At 40.4% G+C, this 15,136-nt stretch carries 15 protein-coding genes; 4 read left to right on the plus strand and 11 right to left on the minus strand.

From position 1 onward, the window contains the following. The first annotated feature begins 26 nt into the window (after positions 1 to 26). Positions 27 to 488 carry a DUF6088 family protein gene (locus ACPF9A_RS18890; RefSeq protein ID WP_423999405.1) on the plus strand — a complete coding sequence of 154 codons (462 nt, stop codon included), beginning with the start codon at positions 27 to 29 and terminating at the stop codon, positions 486 to 488. Positions 489 to 517: 29 nt separating this feature from the next. Here ACPF9A_RS18890 and ACPF9A_RS18895 read toward each other — a convergent pair whose 3' ends face one another. The 5 genes from ACPF9A_RS18895 to ACPF9A_RS18915 all read right to left on the minus strand — a co-directional run bounded on the left by ACPF9A_RS18895 (position 518) and on the right by ACPF9A_RS18915 (position 4,725). Then, on the minus strand, positions 518 to 1,186 hold the full coding sequence (locus tag ACPF9A_RS18895; protein WP_423999407.1) for an IS6 family transposase: 669 nt from the start codon (positions 1,184 to 1,186) through the stop codon (positions 518 to 520). A gap of 154 nt (positions 1,187 to 1,340) precedes the next feature. Then, the gene (locus tag ACPF9A_RS18900) at positions 1,341 to 1,946 is read right to left on the minus strand and encodes a hypothetical protein (protein WP_423999409.1); all 606 of its coding nucleotides are present in this window, start codon (positions 1,944 to 1,946) and stop codon (positions 1,341 to 1,343) included. Positions 1,947 to 1,955: 9 nt separating this feature from the next. Beyond that, positions 1,956 to 2,351, minus strand: coding sequence for a hypothetical protein (locus ACPF9A_RS18905; protein ID WP_423999411.1), 396 nt, complete (start codon positions 2,349 to 2,351; stop codon positions 1,956 to 1,958). A 176-nt stretch (positions 2,352 to 2,527) separates the two neighbouring features. Then, positions 2,528 to 3,622 carry a YncE family protein gene (locus ACPF9A_RS18910; protein WP_423999413.1) on the minus strand — a complete coding sequence of 365 codons (1,095 nt, stop codon included), beginning with the start codon at positions 3,620 to 3,622 and terminating at the stop codon, positions 2,528 to 2,530. 62 nt (positions 3,623 to 3,684) lie between these two features. Further along, complete coding sequence (locus tag ACPF9A_RS18915; RefSeq protein WP_423999415.1) at positions 3,685 to 4,725, minus strand: kelch repeat-containing protein; 1,041 nt, start codon at positions 4,723 to 4,725, stop codon at positions 3,685 to 3,687. Between the two features lie 267 nt (positions 4,726 to 4,992). Between ACPF9A_RS18915 and ACPF9A_RS18920 the strand changes: the two genes are divergently transcribed. Next, on the plus strand, positions 4,993 to 5,562 hold the full coding sequence (locus ACPF9A_RS18920) for an RNA polymerase sigma factor (protein WP_423999417.1): 570 nt from the start codon (positions 4,993 to 4,995) through the stop codon (positions 5,560 to 5,562). Positions 5,563 to 5,564: 2 nt separating this feature from the next. Continuing rightward, positions 5,565 to 6,299, plus strand: a complete 735-nt coding sequence (locus ACPF9A_RS18925; protein ID WP_423999419.1) for a tetratricopeptide repeat protein — start codon at positions 5,565 to 5,567, stop codon at positions 6,297 to 6,299. Here the strand turns inward: ACPF9A_RS18925 and ACPF9A_RS18930 are convergent. From ACPF9A_RS18930 to ACPF9A_RS18945, 4 genes are all read right to left on the minus strand, one after another. Next, positions 6,296 to 9,070: a CHAT domain-containing protein gene (locus tag ACPF9A_RS18930; protein WP_423999421.1), complete on the minus strand. Its 2,775-nt coding sequence runs from the start codon at positions 9,068 to 9,070 to the stop codon at positions 6,296 to 6,298. The genes ACPF9A_RS18925 and ACPF9A_RS18930 overlap by 4 nt on opposite strands. Before the next feature lie 56 nt (positions 9,071 to 9,126). Then, entirely contained in the window at positions 9,127 to 9,735 is a 609-nt protein-coding gene (locus ACPF9A_RS18935; RefSeq protein WP_423999423.1) for a hypothetical protein, read from the minus strand. Positions 9,736 to 9,921: 186 nt separating this feature from the next. Next, the gene (locus tag ACPF9A_RS18940; RefSeq protein ID WP_423999425.1) at positions 9,922 to 10,365 is read right to left on the minus strand and encodes a hypothetical protein; all 444 of its coding nucleotides are present in this window, start codon (positions 10,363 to 10,365) and stop codon (positions 9,922 to 9,924) included. A 183-nt stretch (positions 10,366 to 10,548) separates the two neighbouring features. After that, entirely contained in the window at positions 10,549 to 11,337 is a 789-nt protein-coding gene (locus ACPF9A_RS18945; protein WP_423999427.1) for an OmpA family protein, read from the minus strand. Between the two features lie 212 nt (positions 11,338 to 11,549). Between ACPF9A_RS18945 and ACPF9A_RS18950 the strand changes: the two genes are divergently transcribed. Beyond that, positions 11,550 to 11,681, plus strand: coding sequence for a hypothetical protein (locus tag ACPF9A_RS18950; protein ID WP_424004531.1), 132 nt, complete (start codon positions 11,550 to 11,552; stop codon positions 11,679 to 11,681). Here ACPF9A_RS18950 and ACPF9A_RS18955 read toward each other — a convergent pair. Together ACPF9A_RS18955 and ACPF9A_RS18960 are read right to left on the minus strand one after the other, a co-directional pair. Beyond that, positions 11,661 to 14,447 carry a CHAT domain-containing protein gene (locus ACPF9A_RS18955; protein ID WP_423999429.1) on the minus strand — a complete coding sequence of 929 codons (2,787 nt, stop codon included), beginning with the start codon at positions 14,445 to 14,447 and terminating at the stop codon, positions 11,661 to 11,663. The two genes, ACPF9A_RS18950 and ACPF9A_RS18955, sit on opposite strands and share 21 nt — an antisense overlap. A 33-nt stretch (positions 14,448 to 14,480) precedes the next feature. Then, positions 14,481 to 15,089 (minus strand): hypothetical protein, encoded by a 609-nt coding sequence (locus ACPF9A_RS18960; RefSeq protein WP_423999431.1) that lies wholly within the window; start codon positions 15,087 to 15,089, stop codon positions 14,481 to 14,483. Between the last annotated feature and the right edge of the window lie 47 nt (positions 15,090 to 15,136).

The raw sequence follows: 15,136 nt of genomic DNA on the forward strand, positions 1-15,136 counted from the left end.
AAATACCTTTGTGTAAATAGTTTCCAATGAAAACCTCTGAATACATTGAAGATAAGATTAATAAGTTGCCCAAAGGATATGTGTTTACCTATATGGATTTTATGAACGAGGTGACTAGAAGGGAAGCCATTATTAAGCATTTAAATAGAATGGCTGCTTCCGGTAAGATAAACAAACTATCCAAAGGTAAATACTTCAAGCCGCAAGAAACGGTATTTGGTACTTTGTTGCCAGACCAACACCAAATTGTAAAAGACTTGTTGGAGGAAAATGGAAAACTTGTAGGTTATATTACAGGGTATAGCGTTTACAATTCTCTAGGACTGACTACACAAGTGAGTAGTACGATACAGATAGGCAAACGCGAGATACGACCTTCGTTTAAAAGAGGTCGTTTTAGAATTTCTTTCATCAAACAAAAGAATACGATAAATAAAGAAAACATTCCGCTATTGCGATTGTTGGGGTTCTGTCGCATTAATTATTAAGGGCCGTGTTTTTTAAATAGAATCTGATTTCAACAAGCTAGATCACAAAAAGTTTTAAAAGTAGAAGATTTAGGTTTCAAGATTTGATCTTTTCTGATCATATTTATTATTTCCATTCCTGCTATTGTTCTTTGTGCTGACTCGAATTCTTTAAACCCTGTTGAAATTGCTATTCTTCTTTTAATGCTCCGATGGTCTTGCTCTACAATATTATTCAAGTATTTGACTCGTCTAATCTTTATCTTTTTTCTGGAGAAGCTTCTTTTGTTCCAGGTCTTTATTCCAGCAGTATTAGCACCACTTTTATCAATGTTTATGATTCTAGGTCTACCATTATTTACAATTGCCTTATTCAAGAACTTCTGGGCAGAACCTTTCATTCTTCTTTTGGTTAGAAGGAAATCTATGGTATTTCCATGTTTGTCGACAGCTCTATATAAGAACCTGTCTTTACCGGAGACTTTAATATAAGTTTCATCTAACCTCCAACTGCTATTTACTTGCTTTTTGCGCTTATTCATATTGTACTCAATCTTTTTGGAAAACTTAAAGACCCATCGTTGAATGGTAGAATGATCAACTTTGACCCCTCGAATTGCTAAAAGCTCTTCAACATCACGATAGCTCAGAGTGAACCTTAGTCTGAAATAGACGGCTTGTTTGATTATAACAGAAGGGTAGCGGTGGTGTTTATACATTGGGTAGACTTTTTAATTCAAAAGTAAAAAATTACAAGTAAAAGGAATTAATGCGACAGAACCCTTTATAGGTACCTATGAGAAAGGTTAACATCAAGGCATAAAAAACCTTGGCTTATACGTCGGTTTTTTTAAAAAGGGCTTCTCAGCTCTTTTATGGAAGTTTAAAAGAAAGTCCTAGACCTATAGAAAATTGACCTATATCATCTGTTGGAGCGCTATTCCCCCTTAGTTTGATTCGCTGACTTATGATACCGATACTGGGCTCGATAGCCACAAAGTGCCATAATTGTATAGAATAGCCAAGTGTAAGGCCATATTTTGTTATTGACCCGGGAGCCGATGTTGGTAAGAAGTTCTGGCGAGCAAGCCCAAACAGACCTAGATAACCTTCAACAAATAGTTGGTCATAAATGTAATATCTGGTAAATAAACCCAATGAAAATTCGGTTCTAGTGATGTAATCATTGTCTTCAATCTCGTCCCTGCCGGCCTCAATGTCGAAAAGGTTTACTTCTCTTAGGTTTAGTGCCATACCTGCAACCATTCGTTCTCTATAAAATATCCGGCCAATTTTCAATTGATAATCGATGTTGGTTGGATCACTTTCAAAATACGGCATAGCATCGGGTGTACTATTATCGGTAATCTTTTGTCCTGCCATATTGATGCTAAAAAAGCCTTTCTTTTTAACGCTGTTTTGCCCAATAATGGCGGTATGGGCGAGTAGGAGGAGTAGTATTAGAATGCTTGTTTTCATGGTTTTGAATCAATTTTCAAGTTGGGCTTTCTCCATGGCTTCCTTCAACTTTTTGTTGAACATCAGCTTAAATTCCTCTTTTTTCTTGGGATCTAGGCTGAGGTCGTACAATTGGTACTGTTCCCGTAAATATTGTTTATCCCCTTCTGGCCCCTCCATTTTTTCGATCAACTCCAAATAGTTGGTCGCGCCTTCAAAAGGGTTTTCGCCCCCCGATTCGAGATTCCCAAAAACAGAGCCCAAGATCTTGGCCTGCTCGTCGAGTAGGTTCATTTGTTTCGTAGTGTCTGTTTTTTCTTTTTGTTGGCTGTTAAGCGTTACAGTGTTTTCTTTTTTTACTTGTCCTGAACACGCGGTAAATGATCCAAAAATGCAAATGATCAAGAGGGATGGGATGCTTTTCATGATTTTAATTTTTAGTATTTATCATCTTAATGGATATGCGATTTGAAGGTTAACATTTGGATGGAAAAATTTTCTAAATAGTGGTGGTGAGTATTTTTTAAGCTTCGTTCCTAAAACAAAAAGACCCAATCTTAATCTTATGGATTGGGTCTTACTAGAGATTTTAAAATATTGGCCTACTGGGGAAACTCCACTTTTGTGAGTTTATAGCCATCTTCTCCCCAAGCTTGTGCGCTTAACCAGAAATGAACACCGTCATATGCAATACCGTAAACATTGTTATCAGAAATTTCATAAGTTTCAATAGCCTTGAAATCGGGGGAAGTTTGACATTTGTGAATTCTATTTCGCTCGGTTACGTATAGAAAACCATCTTGATAGTCGAGACCCTCAGGTTGAAAGTCCAAGGGTATTGTTTCAAGAACTTCTCCAGGGGTCAAAGCGCCATTCGACTTATAATAGTATAGTGAGCGATTGTTCGAACTTGCGGCCCAAAGATAACCCGGTTGTACCGAAGCTATACCTCCTATCCATGCTCCTAATTCAATGGATGTATAGTATAGGTTATTAGAGGAGTAGATATATGATTTGAATTTATTATTACCGTTATCACTTTGAAACAGTTGTCTTTGTGGAGTATCCGATTTTTCAATTTCTACGGCATAGGCCGAGTTTATTGTGGGTATCGTTTCTGCCACGGAAAAATCAACCGGGTTTATTTTAAGGATATTTCGATCAGCTTCTTCATATCCTAAAATATAAGTTCCATCAAAAGCAATATCGATATCCCTGCGCCAAGTTACCTCACCCTCATTGATTATAGCAATACTTTTGATCCAATTGCTGGCTTCGTTGTCGTTTGCTTTTCTTTCCAATCGTATAGGCGTGGTTCCATTTGGCGGTATTATGGTTAATCTGTCATCTTCAATACTATAATTGTTTATAGAAGAACCCACCTCTCCACCACTAACCGTAATCTGGTTTTCGCTAACTGAAATGTTGGTGGTGACATACCTTTTGAAACCTAAATCATCCTCAGCTAGAATATCAATGGTATTGTCTTCGTTTATATAGACAAATTTCGAGTTGTCAATTGCGAATTGTCCACTGGTAACCTCCCATTTTCCGTAGACCGTTATTTCTGGTATAGCTTGGTTCTCAACCCCATCGTCTTTATTGCAACCCATTAGGGTTATTACCGCCATTAGGCCAAGAAGGCGCTGCCGGTTGTTTTTTGAAAATACTTTGTTCTTTAAGGTTATTGTTTTCATAATACTCGTTTTTAAGTTCATCTTTTATGGAATTTGGCCGTTTAGGTTAACAACTGCCAACGCTATTCTTCACGAATACTTCGTATTTCCCCGGTCATTGGTGCGGTACCACTGGCATCTGGCTGTAGTCCACCGAAGAGCCATAGTTCATCGGCATAGGACAGCGCCGCATGATGGATCAAGCCTTCGGTGGCCGGTAGTGTGCCGTCATAGGCGGTCCAATCTAACATGTTATCTGTATACCACAAATCGATATGGGTCTCGGATAGCGGACCGGTGATACCGCCCACGACCCACAACTTACCATGGTGTACCGTTGCCGTATTGGCATATCTCGGACTAAAGATGGCGTCGGCTGGGGTAATAAGGGTCCATTCAATACCGTCGGTACTTTTCCATATATCATTAAAGGAGGTGCCCAAATGCTTGCCTCCAATGACATAAATGGTATCCTCAAATACGACCGCTTTAAATTCTTCGCGGTTTGAAAAGGCGTGATCTGTTTCTCGATTCCAAGTAGCACCGTCAGCGGAAGACCAGACTTCGACATGTGCGTCCGAACCGTCTTTGATGACATAAAGCATATTGTTGAAGACCACCGTGGCATGATAGGCAGTGGATAAATATTCAGGGGTATCGGTAGCTAAGGTCCAATCTGTCCCATCGGTGGAATACCAAACATCGTTTAAAAAACGCCCGGAATTGTTCACGCCACCGATCAGCCACATTTTGTTGTCGAAAACCGTAAGGGTGTGCCCTTTGCGCTCATCGAACAAGTTGCTCGTTACCGAAATCCAATTGATGCCGTTTTCACTGCTCCAGACATCACTTGATAAATTCGGGGTGGAATAGGCATTGATCCCTCCTACGGACCATACTTTACCGTTGAATTCGACCATGGCATTTTTTGCGAACGGGCCCATTTGATCTTCCGTTGTTTGTACCGTAAAGGTGAGTGCGAGGGGTTCTTCGGGTATTTCTCCGCCTTTGGGGATGGCTTCGCCCTCAGGAATTTTGTTGGGTACTTCATTAAAAGTGTCCTTGTCGCAAGAAGCGAGCAACAACATCGTAAAAGTCAAGTATACAAGTTTAACCGTATTCATAATTTTAGATTTATTATTTGACTTTTTATGGAGGGTGATGAAAAAGGTTAACAAGAAGTCGCTAATATTTTGAAATACTACATATCTCGGCACGGAATAAAAGGCCCATTAACTTTATAGAGGGTTTTATAGAGGGTTAAATTTGTAGTCCAATTAGCACAACTCTTTGTTTTCAGGGGATTGGACTATTGACATGGAGCCTGATACTCAAAAAAATGTTAAATTAGCAATGTTGGATGTTAACCTCTTTTAATCCTGAACATCAAGGTGGTAGAAAAACAAGTAGCAATAACACTGGAAGATTTAAGGCAGGGTTCCGATGCCGTTTTAAAACGGGTATATGAGGAGAACCGCGCCAAGTTTTTGAACTTTGCTCGACGTTACAGCTTATCGGAGGAAGAAAACATAGACGTGTACCAAGATGCCTATATCATTTTTTACGATAATGTCATGAACGGTAAGATCGAAAATTTTACCAGTAGTATTTCCACTTACCTTTTCAGTATTGGTAAATATTTGATATTTGACAGGATGAAGAAAAATAAAAAAACGGTGTCTTCCAATTACGATCTTTCCATCGTTAGGGATGACGCTCAATTGGTCGATACCATCGAGATTTCGGAGCCTGGGCTTAGTACAGAACAAGAATTATTGCAAAAGCATTTCGGTACCCTTGGCAAACAGTGTCAAGAATTGTTGACCTTGTTTTATTATAGGGGCTTCACCATCGAGGAAATTATGGAACATGAAGGTTACAACAGCGAAAATGTGGTAAAGGCGACCAAATCTCGCTGTATGAAAACACTTAAGGAACGGATAAGGGCAAATACCGACTGATCATGGACAAGGAACAACTACTGCAACAATATTTTGCAAACCAGCTCACTAAAGAGCAGGAAGGCCTGTTCAATGAGCTGTTGCTTTCGGATGCCGAATTCAAGGCACAGTTCGATTTCGAAAACGATCTGAAAAGGGTGATCAAGGAGCATGAACACCAGCAATTGAAGGCTAAGTTGGTCGGTTTTGAAAAGGGCTTTGCAAAGGAAGTGGAAACCCGAATGCCCAAAGGCGGATTCAAGAATTGGTCTATCGCGGCGTCAATCGCACTGCTTATGGGACTAGGTTGGTTTGGATATAATTCGTTGACCGGAACGGATTATCAAGATCTTTACAATAACAATTTCGAAGCGTACCCGAATACCGTATATAACTTAACCCGGGGCGACACGAATGAAACGCTCGAAAGGGAAGCTTTTGCAGCGTACGAGTCGGGTAATTTTCAAAAGGCATTGGACAATTTTGACAAAATAGCCGTCATAGACCAAAAACCGTATTTTGATTTTTATAAAGCCCAATCCTATTTAAAGTTGGGCGATACCAGTAGCGCTGTAACGCTATTGAAAAAGATAGTAGGTTCAGGTGCTGAATTTGAAGCCGAAGCACAATGGTATTTGGCATTAAGTTATCTCAAAGCCAAGGAGGAGGAAAATGCAAAGTCTGCGTTACAAAAGCTTATCGCGAATTATAGTTATAACAAGGAAAAGGCCATCGAACTTTTGAAGGAACTCGATTAAACCCTTCGGAATTTTCGATAAAGCATTAACCCTATTGTAGGTATAACCAAGCCACCAATACATATCCAAGCCCAGGGGTATGGATCAGTGACCGGATTCATATTTCCAGAAACCATAAATGCGGACCAATAGTAAGGATGGGATAGACCGTTCTGACGATTTGTATTCAAAAAAATGATCTGTGCATTTTGCAATGCCAAGTCTTTTGTATTTCCGTCGGCAAGGTTTTTGTAAAAATCGCCCATTAGGGTCGTGGTGCTGGCATCGTTTATTTTCCATAAAGTGCTGGCAATACTTGAAGCGCCGCTATAAAAGAAACCTCTTGCCAAGCTCATAAAGCCTTCGCCGCGTTTTAGATCTCCTATCCCGCTTTCACAAGCGCTTAAGGTGACTAGGTCGGCATTTATTTTCAAGTTATAGAGATCTGCTACATAGAGTAGGTTCTCGTTAGTATTCGTATTTTGTGAAAAGGCTAAATAGGAATATTCTGGGGCCATATCATCAAAAACGGCATGTGTGGCCAAATGCACCATCCCGAAAGCGGAAATTTGTGATTTGAAGTTTTTGAGCGATGCATCTTTATCCACAAATGAACGGCCATTGAAGGAAGTCAATAGTTGTTCCACTTCCCTTTTGTTGTTGGGCAATGGCAGTAATTTTCCACGGTCGGTATTGGTTATGGTAACAGTGCCGTCAAAGCTGGGTGCAAAGGCCAACAGGGTATGTTCTCTAGGTTGCCTTTGCTGCAGCTCCGAAAGCAATGTTGCAGAATTAACATAACTAACGGCATGGCTTTCGGCCAAGTATGTAATGCCTTCTTTATTCGTATTCAAAGCTGTAAAGGGAAGGTAATTTAATAGGCCATCGGGAATGATAATTAGTTTCTTTTGAACGCCGGAATTTAAGATCGGTTTTAGGAGAAGTTCATATATTTCATTTGTAGTACTGCCCAATTCCGTTACATCGGATTTGGGATCGGAAAGCATTTGGTAGACTTTCTTAATGTTGGCCTCCAAGTCCGCATCGATAGGGACCCGAAACATTTTCTTTTCACTTCCATTCAAAGCAATGGCATAAATAGCGGTATTGCCATAGAAATAAGAAATTATAAGTTCGTTTTTGGACAGGGCTGCCTGCGTCTCTTCCAGCGAAACGGTAGCGATACTGTATTTTAAATTGTAGTAGTTTTTATAGTCTGTTTCCAATTTCCTTACGAGTTGGCGGTATTCTTCCTTAAAGCTAAAAAGAGCATCCTTTTGATCGATCAGGTCGCCTTCGGAATTTTTGATTTGTTTCTCCAAATAGGTGATTTCAGATTTTAACTCACTCTCTCGCTCCAAAACATCTTTGGGAATATCCGCAAATTCAGTGGCCTTGGATTCCAACAGGGCCTCTAGCAATAAGACCGATTTACTTTTCTCGGCATACCGGAAAGCTAGATCCAAATAGGAATCGTCATTGGAGGCGGCATAAAGTTGGTAGGCAGCTTCCAGGCCGGATTCAAATAGGGGAAAGGCATCTTCAATAAGGAACAATTGATCGGCCTTACTTCTAAAAGTAGGCTTAAGGGTATCCAAGGTTTTTATGCCGAGATTTACAATTTCCAAGGTTGTCTTGTAATTATCAATATGGCCAATGCTGTTCAGGGAAACGGATTTATTTCTTAAGAGTTTTAAGGCTGTGGTTCCCTCTTGGCCAAAATCCTCAATTTGACCCAATCCCAAATTATAATTGGATACCGCACTCGCATGTTGTCCGAATGCTGCCTGCAACACTGCAATTTCATTATAAATTAGAGCTACACTTTCATTTATGGAATTATTCCATTTATCCTTTTCCAATGTAAGCGCCAAATTCAATTCCTTGAGGGCGGCATCGAAATGATCCGATTTCTGTTCCAATTTTGCCTTTACCCTATGGTGATAGGAAGAAAAATGATGGGTATCGAACAAATGGCCCTCGGCCAATTTTAGATAGAATTGTGCACTATCCGTTTTAGAAAGTTTAAGGTAGTTTTCTGATAGGTTATGGGCCGTTGCAATAATGCCGTTAGTACCCGATGGGTCTTTTAGGTAGAACCCAAGGGCCCTTTTAAAATAGCCATTTGAAATTTCAATTCGCCCTTTTTTGCCGTAGAGCTCGGCCATCAGGCTATAGTTCGCGTTCAATGAAGCTAGGTCATTTGGTTTTGTTTGAAGGATATACCTTATATTTTTATCATAAAATTGTTCGGCAAGGTCATATTTTCCTTCTTCGGTGTACATCTTGGCGATAAAGCTATAAGAAACCGACAATAGATCGATAAGATCTTCATCCATATCCGAATCGGGCAATGGTTCCAAGGAATCAATAATTTGCCCAAAAATTTGTCGGGAAGACCTGTAATCGTTAAGCTGAAAATAGTAATTGCCCTTATCGTAAAGAACGGAGTTAATAAAGAGCTGTTTTTCCGGTAGGGAATCCAGATATTCTTTGTGTTCATTGAACAAGGAATCTAAACGATTTAGATTGTCGCTTATTTTGTTAAGGTCATAAAAAGAGCCTGCATGTCTATTGGAAGTAATCAGGGTTTCAAAAACGATTGCCCAGTCCTCGTTTTCAACGGCTAAATCTTCTATCTTCTTGAAATATTGATAGGCGGAATCCTTGTTTACATAAAGGTGTTCGTAGGCTTTGACAAATAGGTCATCGATTTGTTTTTCATAGGATGTCTCTTGGGCAAATGCCATAAATGAAAAAAGTACGAAAAGTAGGGAAGCATACCAGTTCATAAAAAAAAGCCCTAGGATTACCTAGGGCTAATATATACAATGCTTTTTTAATAGTCTTACTGGAATTCCACTTTATAACTTCGCTTAAATCCATTTGTGCTAAATACTTGTACCGATATGGTAATAGGGTCTTTATAAGAATCCACCATTAATTTACTGAACTGGATCTTGCCTCCTGTACCGGACAAGGGTCTTAAATCATCTATAGAGCCCCCACCGATAGTTTTACCATCCTCATTTGAAATCAGGATTTCCAGTTTCTCCACCGTAGTTGCTGCCAACACATATTCCAAGGCCGTAAAATCACAGTTTCTTGGTTTTGGGCAAGGCGGTCTTGGCCTGGGAATTGTCCTTTCCACTTGTTGTAAGTCTATGGTTGTAGAAATCTCAGAAACAAAATTTTCCTTAGCCTCTTCCGCCGCCTTAAGATCGTCAATTGTGGTTTGATCGGCCTGATTATTGGCTATGATATCATTTAAGGCTTCAATAGTGACGTCCAGTTTAGCGATCTCCTGATCAAGGTAAACGTTGTAAAGATCACCCTCGTATACATAGTTGTCTTGTGTAAGGACTATTTTATCACTTCCATGACCTACATAATCCTTTATGCAGGAGGTCATTAGAAGCGTCGCAAATGCAATGATAATAATCGGTTTTGTTTTCATAATTTTAATTTTAATGGTTAATAGTATTATTAAGATTTATTGTGAATTGATTTAATTTCGAGCTATTCATTCTTATAATTTTTACAGTTGACCAATATCCTATTTTGCATTGATATGGTCTTTATCGTACCTTAAATTAAGATGTTTGAATAGGAAGGTACGTATTTTTAAATGACTGTTTGGTATTCATTTTTTGATGACGGGTTTTTCTTTTTCAACTTTAATGGTTGTGTAATATTTCTTTTTCTTACCATAATCTGTTTTTTCTTTATAGGATATTCTTTCCAAATATATTTTGTAGTCTAAATAAGTAGCTATATCGGTTTTGGGTTCTTGGTTTCTGCGTAATAAGTCGCCATTGCTCAGTATAAATGATTGGGATTCATCCACTTTTAGTTCAATGGTGGCATATCCTGCCCAAATACAAGCTGCTCCAGGGGGACATCTCGATTCTTTGATCAAATCGGTGAATTGAAACACCAAGGTTTCCCCCTCGTCTTTAAGGGTAGCCAGGCCTTCGAAGGGAATACTGACTTCTTCACCGAGCTCAAAACTTTGGTTCTCTTTTTGGTATATAGGTACTGAAATTGTAATAATAACCATGTTTAAAAGAATGTAATTGATCATCATGATTTTCATTATTTAACCTGCATCCAACTTTACTATTAGCAATACATAGATCAATAAGGCGTCACCAAAATCTCTACCCGCCTGTTTTTGGCCCTATTTTCATCAGTATCGTTCTGTACAATGGGATTCGTTTCCCCATAACCTATTTCCTTCCATTTAAAAGCGGCTTTGTTGATCACTTTTTTAGTTCGGCAAAACCAAAACCTCTACCCTGCGGTTCTTCGCCCTGTTTTCATCGGAATCGTTCTCCGTCAAGGGTTTTTCTTCTCCATGGCCCTGCTCCTTCCACTTGAAATTCTGACTTGGCAGTAATTTTTTCAGTTCCGAGGAAACGCTTTTGGCCCTTGCCAGGGAGAGCTGTTTGTTGGAGGTAGCACTGCCCACATCATCGGTATGGCCTTCAATGATGACATTGCCCCTTTCCAAAATCTTTAAACTTTTCACCAATTCCTTGAGTGCCTCTTTACCAGCAGGTTTCAATTCCGATTTGCCTGTATCAAAAAGCACTTGGCTGTCCAAATTTAAACGTACGGCCGAACCTATGGCCGCAATGGCATCCACATCGGCCCCCGGGATTCCACTACTGGTTTCCAAATCGGTCAGGCGTACATAATAAAATAGCTCATCGCTACCCACGAAATCATGGATATCGACTTCAGCCACCCCACCAGAGATTTTGCCGACCGAGACCCATGTTTTACCATCCTTAGAAATATCAAGATTGGTGGGTTCAATTTGGCCCAATTCAAAAATATAAAGGTCGGGGCCGTTCACATCTACCAAGGCATTGTCTTCGAACTTTACCACAAGCTGCCCTTTTAGCCCCATGCTGTGCACGTTCATCACCGAATTCATCCCCGTGGTGTAGGCATCGGGCTCGCCCAAACTATAGGTTGCAGTTTGTTTATTCTCAGGATGATCAACCGTAACCACCTTATCGGCAAAAGAAAGTTTGCCTAGGGGTAGGTACACGGCCTTGCCCCTGTTGCCGAAATAGGTAAAACCGGCCTCCTCCCCAAAATAAAGAAGCGCTGCGCTATTTTAAGGAACTGAGAAGCAAAAGCGCCCCTGGCTATGTCGATTTTTATTTAGCACAAACCTTCCTTGCAAATGGGGATACACAGTTGGCTTTAGCCACATTTCTTGGGATACTGACAACGAAGACCGATTTTAGAACGGAAGCCTTGTGGTATGCCTCGCTGTGCTACTTAAAATTAGAAAAGCCAGAAAAGGCGATCCCCCTGCTTAAAGAATTGATACGGCAAGGAACCTTTCAAAAGGAAGCGGCCCTAACCTTATTGGGCCAACTTGAATAGCTTTTTACGAAAGATCCAAAGAAGCAGTATCAAAAGGGCCGGTCCAAACCAATAGAAGAGTGTATAGGTCTTTTTAATGAGTGGCAGGGTATTGCCCTGAATGATAAAGCCACTCCAATAGTAGGGATGTACCAAAGCTGTTTCCCTGTTTTCTTTTAAAAAGGCCAGTTTTGCGTCTCGCAGTGCCATGTCTTTAGATAATCCTTTGGTCAATTTCTCATAGAAAGCACTCATGATATAGGTAGCGGAAGCATCATTGATGTTCCAAAGCGTATACACCAGGCTTTTGGCACCACTATAAAAAAATGCCCGTGCCAAACTAATAGCGCCTTCGCCTTTTTTTAACGTTCCAACACCTGTTTCACAGGCGCTTAGGGTTACCAGATCTGCTGCAAGATCTAGGGCATAAATATCATTTACATACAGAAGATAGTCGTCTGTTTCATTAGGGGTAAAGGCCAGGAATGAATATTCAGGAGTATCATCGTTGGCTACGGCATGTGTTGCCAGGTGAATGATACTATGGTCCTTGCTCAATTTTTTAAAGGTATGCATGCTGGCATTTTCATTATAAAAGAAGTCGCCTTGAAAGAAGGCCCCTATGCGCTCTACCTCCTGCACATTGTTTGGGAGTGGTAAAAAATCATTGAGCCCATCACCATCGGTCACTTCAAAATTGGGCGCAAAGGCCAATACTTTTTGCCCGTTACCGGGTTCGGTTTGTAACTGCTGCCAAAGGGTTGCCGAATTTGCATAACTGCAGGCAGTAGTTTCGATAAGGTAGCTGGCTTGGTCTTGGGAAGTGTTAAGGGCTTCAAAAGGAATCATTCTAAGCAATCCGTCCGGAATAATCAACACTTTATCAACGGCAATATTCTGCATAAATGGGGCAAGTAATTTCTGATAGAGTTTATTGGACATGATATTCAATTGCGTCAGATCACTCCTGGGGTTTCCCAAAAGGTCCTGATAGGACAACAGGTTTTGCACGTCTGGTTGCGTAAACGCGATTTTTCTGAATTCCCTGGTCTTTTCGGTAATGGCCAGGACATAAATGTCCGTAGTGCCGTAAAAATAAGAAAGGACCATGCTGCCCGAAGGGATACGTTGCCGGAACTGTTTTAGTGTTACTGTATTGGTTTTATATTTTAAATTGTAGTAAGAAGGATAGGCGGTTTCCAATTGGGAAATGAATTTTTCATACGCTCTTTTTTGTATGAAAAGAGCACTGTTTTCATGAACTTCCCCAAGCTGAATATCTTTTTCCAATGCGGCAATGGTCACTTTCAGGATCCGTTCCTGTTGTAGCAGGCTGTCTGGAATACCGGAGAATTGGTTGGCATTGTTTCTTGAAATGGCATCTAAGAGGATAGGGCTTTTGCTTTGCTCAAAGAAGGTAAAAGCAGTTTCCAGGTAGCTATTGTTTTTGGTCTTTTCAGCAAGTTGAAAACAGGCTTCTATACTGTTTTCCAGTATAGGCAGTACATTATTGACCAATACCTGCTTATCATTATCAGTGTACACTGTTTTTCTTAGTTGGTCCAGGTAGTCAATGGATGCAAGGCCATTGCTGAGCGCCTTTGTATAAGCTTCACTCTTGTTAGTTCGCACCAGGAGTTGATTATAGGCATTCAGAATGGGGAAGATGGTGATCAGGTTTTTAGCCCCTGGCCTGCTTTCAGCCGAGATATTTTTTTTAGCTGGCCTGAATAATTCCAGTGCAGCTGCGTAATGGTTCGCTGCCTTTTGCAGGTCATTTTGCCGGGCAAACAGATCGCCCAGTTCCTTCAGGATCCCGGCCTGTTCATCCCCATTCCTGTTTTCTGATTGCAGCGTATGTAAAGCATCCGAATACATAGTGAAGGCCATGGCATCTTTTCCCCTTAGAATGGCCAGTTTTGCCTGTAGGTATAAATAATCTGAGGTGAACCGCTTTCGGTTTGCTGCGTATGGCAGTGCCTGGTCCAGATAAATCTGGGCACTGTCTGGTTGTTTCATTTTAAGGTAATTATTGATCAGCAGGGCAGCAGTGCTCAGGAAGCTGGTATCATGGTAATCCGGGTCTGTTTTCAAATAGTATGCAATGGATTCCCTGGCTAGTTTGTTGGAGGTGGTAAAATCGCCCCGGGCAGATTTTAAGGAGGCGATAAGGTTTTTGGTATCATAGAGGTCTTCTGCCTCATGCCCGTACTTTTGATGCAGCCGCAAATTTTCCTCATAGAATTCTTCCGCTACTTCATATTTCATCTGGTTGCGGAACATGGTAGCCAGATAGCTGTTGGAGGCCGTTAAAAAATAGGCGTATTCTTCTTCTACGGAGGGTTCAGGATTATTTTCAATGTCATTTAAAATGCTATAGAAGAAGGGAATCGCCTTTTCATAGTCACTTAGGATATAATGGTAGCGGCCCATATCGAACCAATAGTAGATCTTGTAGTAAAGTCCTTCCGAAAGGGTATTGATATCGGTTCCTAAAGTGCTGAGAAGGGCCGTTTGTTTCTCAATGGTTTTTTGAAGCACAGGCAGGTTCCCATGCTGAATGCTGGTGGCATTGTAATAAGTATACACCTCCAATAGTGCAATAGGGTTCTTTGTCAAAATTTCTTCCTCCTCTGCTAAGGACAAAAAGAAATACGCGGAATCCTGCTGAGTGTATAAAAAGGTTTCCGCTTTTTCTAGATAAGTATCTTGCCCCAGTGCCTCGCAACTGAGTAAGAAAAGCAACAGGATCGACAGGCCTCTCATAAAAATTGGTAGCTTATACATGTATAAGCTACCAATTTTTTGGATACCTTCAAACTAATTCACAAAAGCCTCATAGGAATAGCTGGTTTTTATACCCTGGCCGTCTACTTTTGTCACTTTAATAGTGGCGGGCCCTGAAAAAGCAGGTTCTTTCATTTTGATGATATAGGCCTTAAACCCATTTTCCTTCATCATGGGTTTGGTATCCATAGTACCAATGGTCTTTCCACTACCATTAGTGATACGCACCAAAATACTTCTGATATCATCCGCCACCAGAAGGTTCTTTATCCGATCAATAGCGCACTTCCCATCTGTCTTTGGGGGGCAGGGGGGAAGAGGTTTAATCTTAAAAGCACGCATTGCCAATTGGGTTTTTTCTTGTCCGGCTTCAATATTTTCTTTGAGTTTATTTTCCTTCATCTTTAGTTGCTGCAATTGCTGTTCTGCTTTTTTATCGCTTTTTTTCACTTTGCTGAATAGTGTTTTTTTGGAATCCTCTATGGTTAGTAATTCTACTTTCTTACTGTGTGTATACAGCTCACTTTCTACTAGGGTGCCGTTTCCAATGCTAAGTGAACTGCCTTTTTGGGCAGTACCTGCAAAAGACAGCAGGAAGAGGGTTAAGAATAAAACGGTATTTAATTTTGAATACGTTTTCATAAAATGCTTGTTTTTAGGTTTAATTATAAGATAAATTATTGAAGGTT

Origin of the sequence: Maribacter sp. IgM3_T14_3 (assembly GCF_049603095.1) — a bacterium.
In the GTDB taxonomy this organism is placed as follows: Bacteria; Bacteroidota; Bacteroidia; order Flavobacteriales; family Flavobacteriaceae; genus Maribacter.

Bases quoted from the DNA above. Each gene is read 5' to 3' on its own strand.
- ACPF9A_RS18890 (WP_423999405.1), top strand. From the start codon at position 27: ATGAAAACCTCTGAATACATTGAAGATAAGATTAATAAGTTGCCCAAA.
- ACPF9A_RS18895 (WP_423999407.1), bottom strand. From the start codon at position 1,186: ATGTATAAACACCACCGCTACCCTTCTGTTATAATCAAACAAGCCGTC.
- ACPF9A_RS18900 (WP_423999409.1), bottom strand. From the start codon at position 1,946: ATGAAAACAAGCATTCTAATACTACTCCTCCTACTCGCCCATACCGCC.
- ACPF9A_RS18905 (WP_423999411.1), bottom strand. From the start codon at position 2,351: ATGAAAAGCATCCCATCCCTCTTGATCATTTGCATTTTTGGATCATTT.
- ACPF9A_RS18910 (WP_423999413.1), bottom strand. From the start codon at position 3,622: ATGAAAACAATAACCTTAAAGAACAAAGTATTTTCAAAAAACAACCGG.
- ACPF9A_RS18915 (WP_423999415.1), bottom strand. From the start codon at position 4,725: ATGAATACGGTTAAACTTGTATACTTGACTTTTACGATGTTGTTGCTC.
- ACPF9A_RS18925 (WP_423999419.1), top strand. From the start codon at position 5,565: ATGGACAAGGAACAACTACTGCAACAATATTTTGCAAACCAGCTCACT.
- ACPF9A_RS18930 (WP_423999421.1), bottom strand. From the start codon at position 9,070: ATGAACTGGTATGCTTCCCTACTTTTCGTACTTTTTTCATTTATGGCA.
- ACPF9A_RS18935 (WP_423999423.1), bottom strand. From the start codon at position 9,735: ATGAAAACAAAACCGATTATTATCATTGCATTTGCGACGCTTCTAATG.
- ACPF9A_RS18940 (WP_423999425.1), bottom strand. From the start codon at position 10,365: ATGATGATCAATTACATTCTTTTAAACATGGTTATTATTACAATTTCA.
- ACPF9A_RS18955 (WP_423999429.1), bottom strand. From the start codon at position 14,447: ATGTATAAGCTACCAATTTTTATGAGAGGCCTGTCGATCCTGTTGCTT.
- ACPF9A_RS18960 (WP_423999431.1), bottom strand. From the start codon at position 15,089: ATGAAAACGTATTCAAAATTAAATACCGTTTTATTCTTAACCCTCTTC.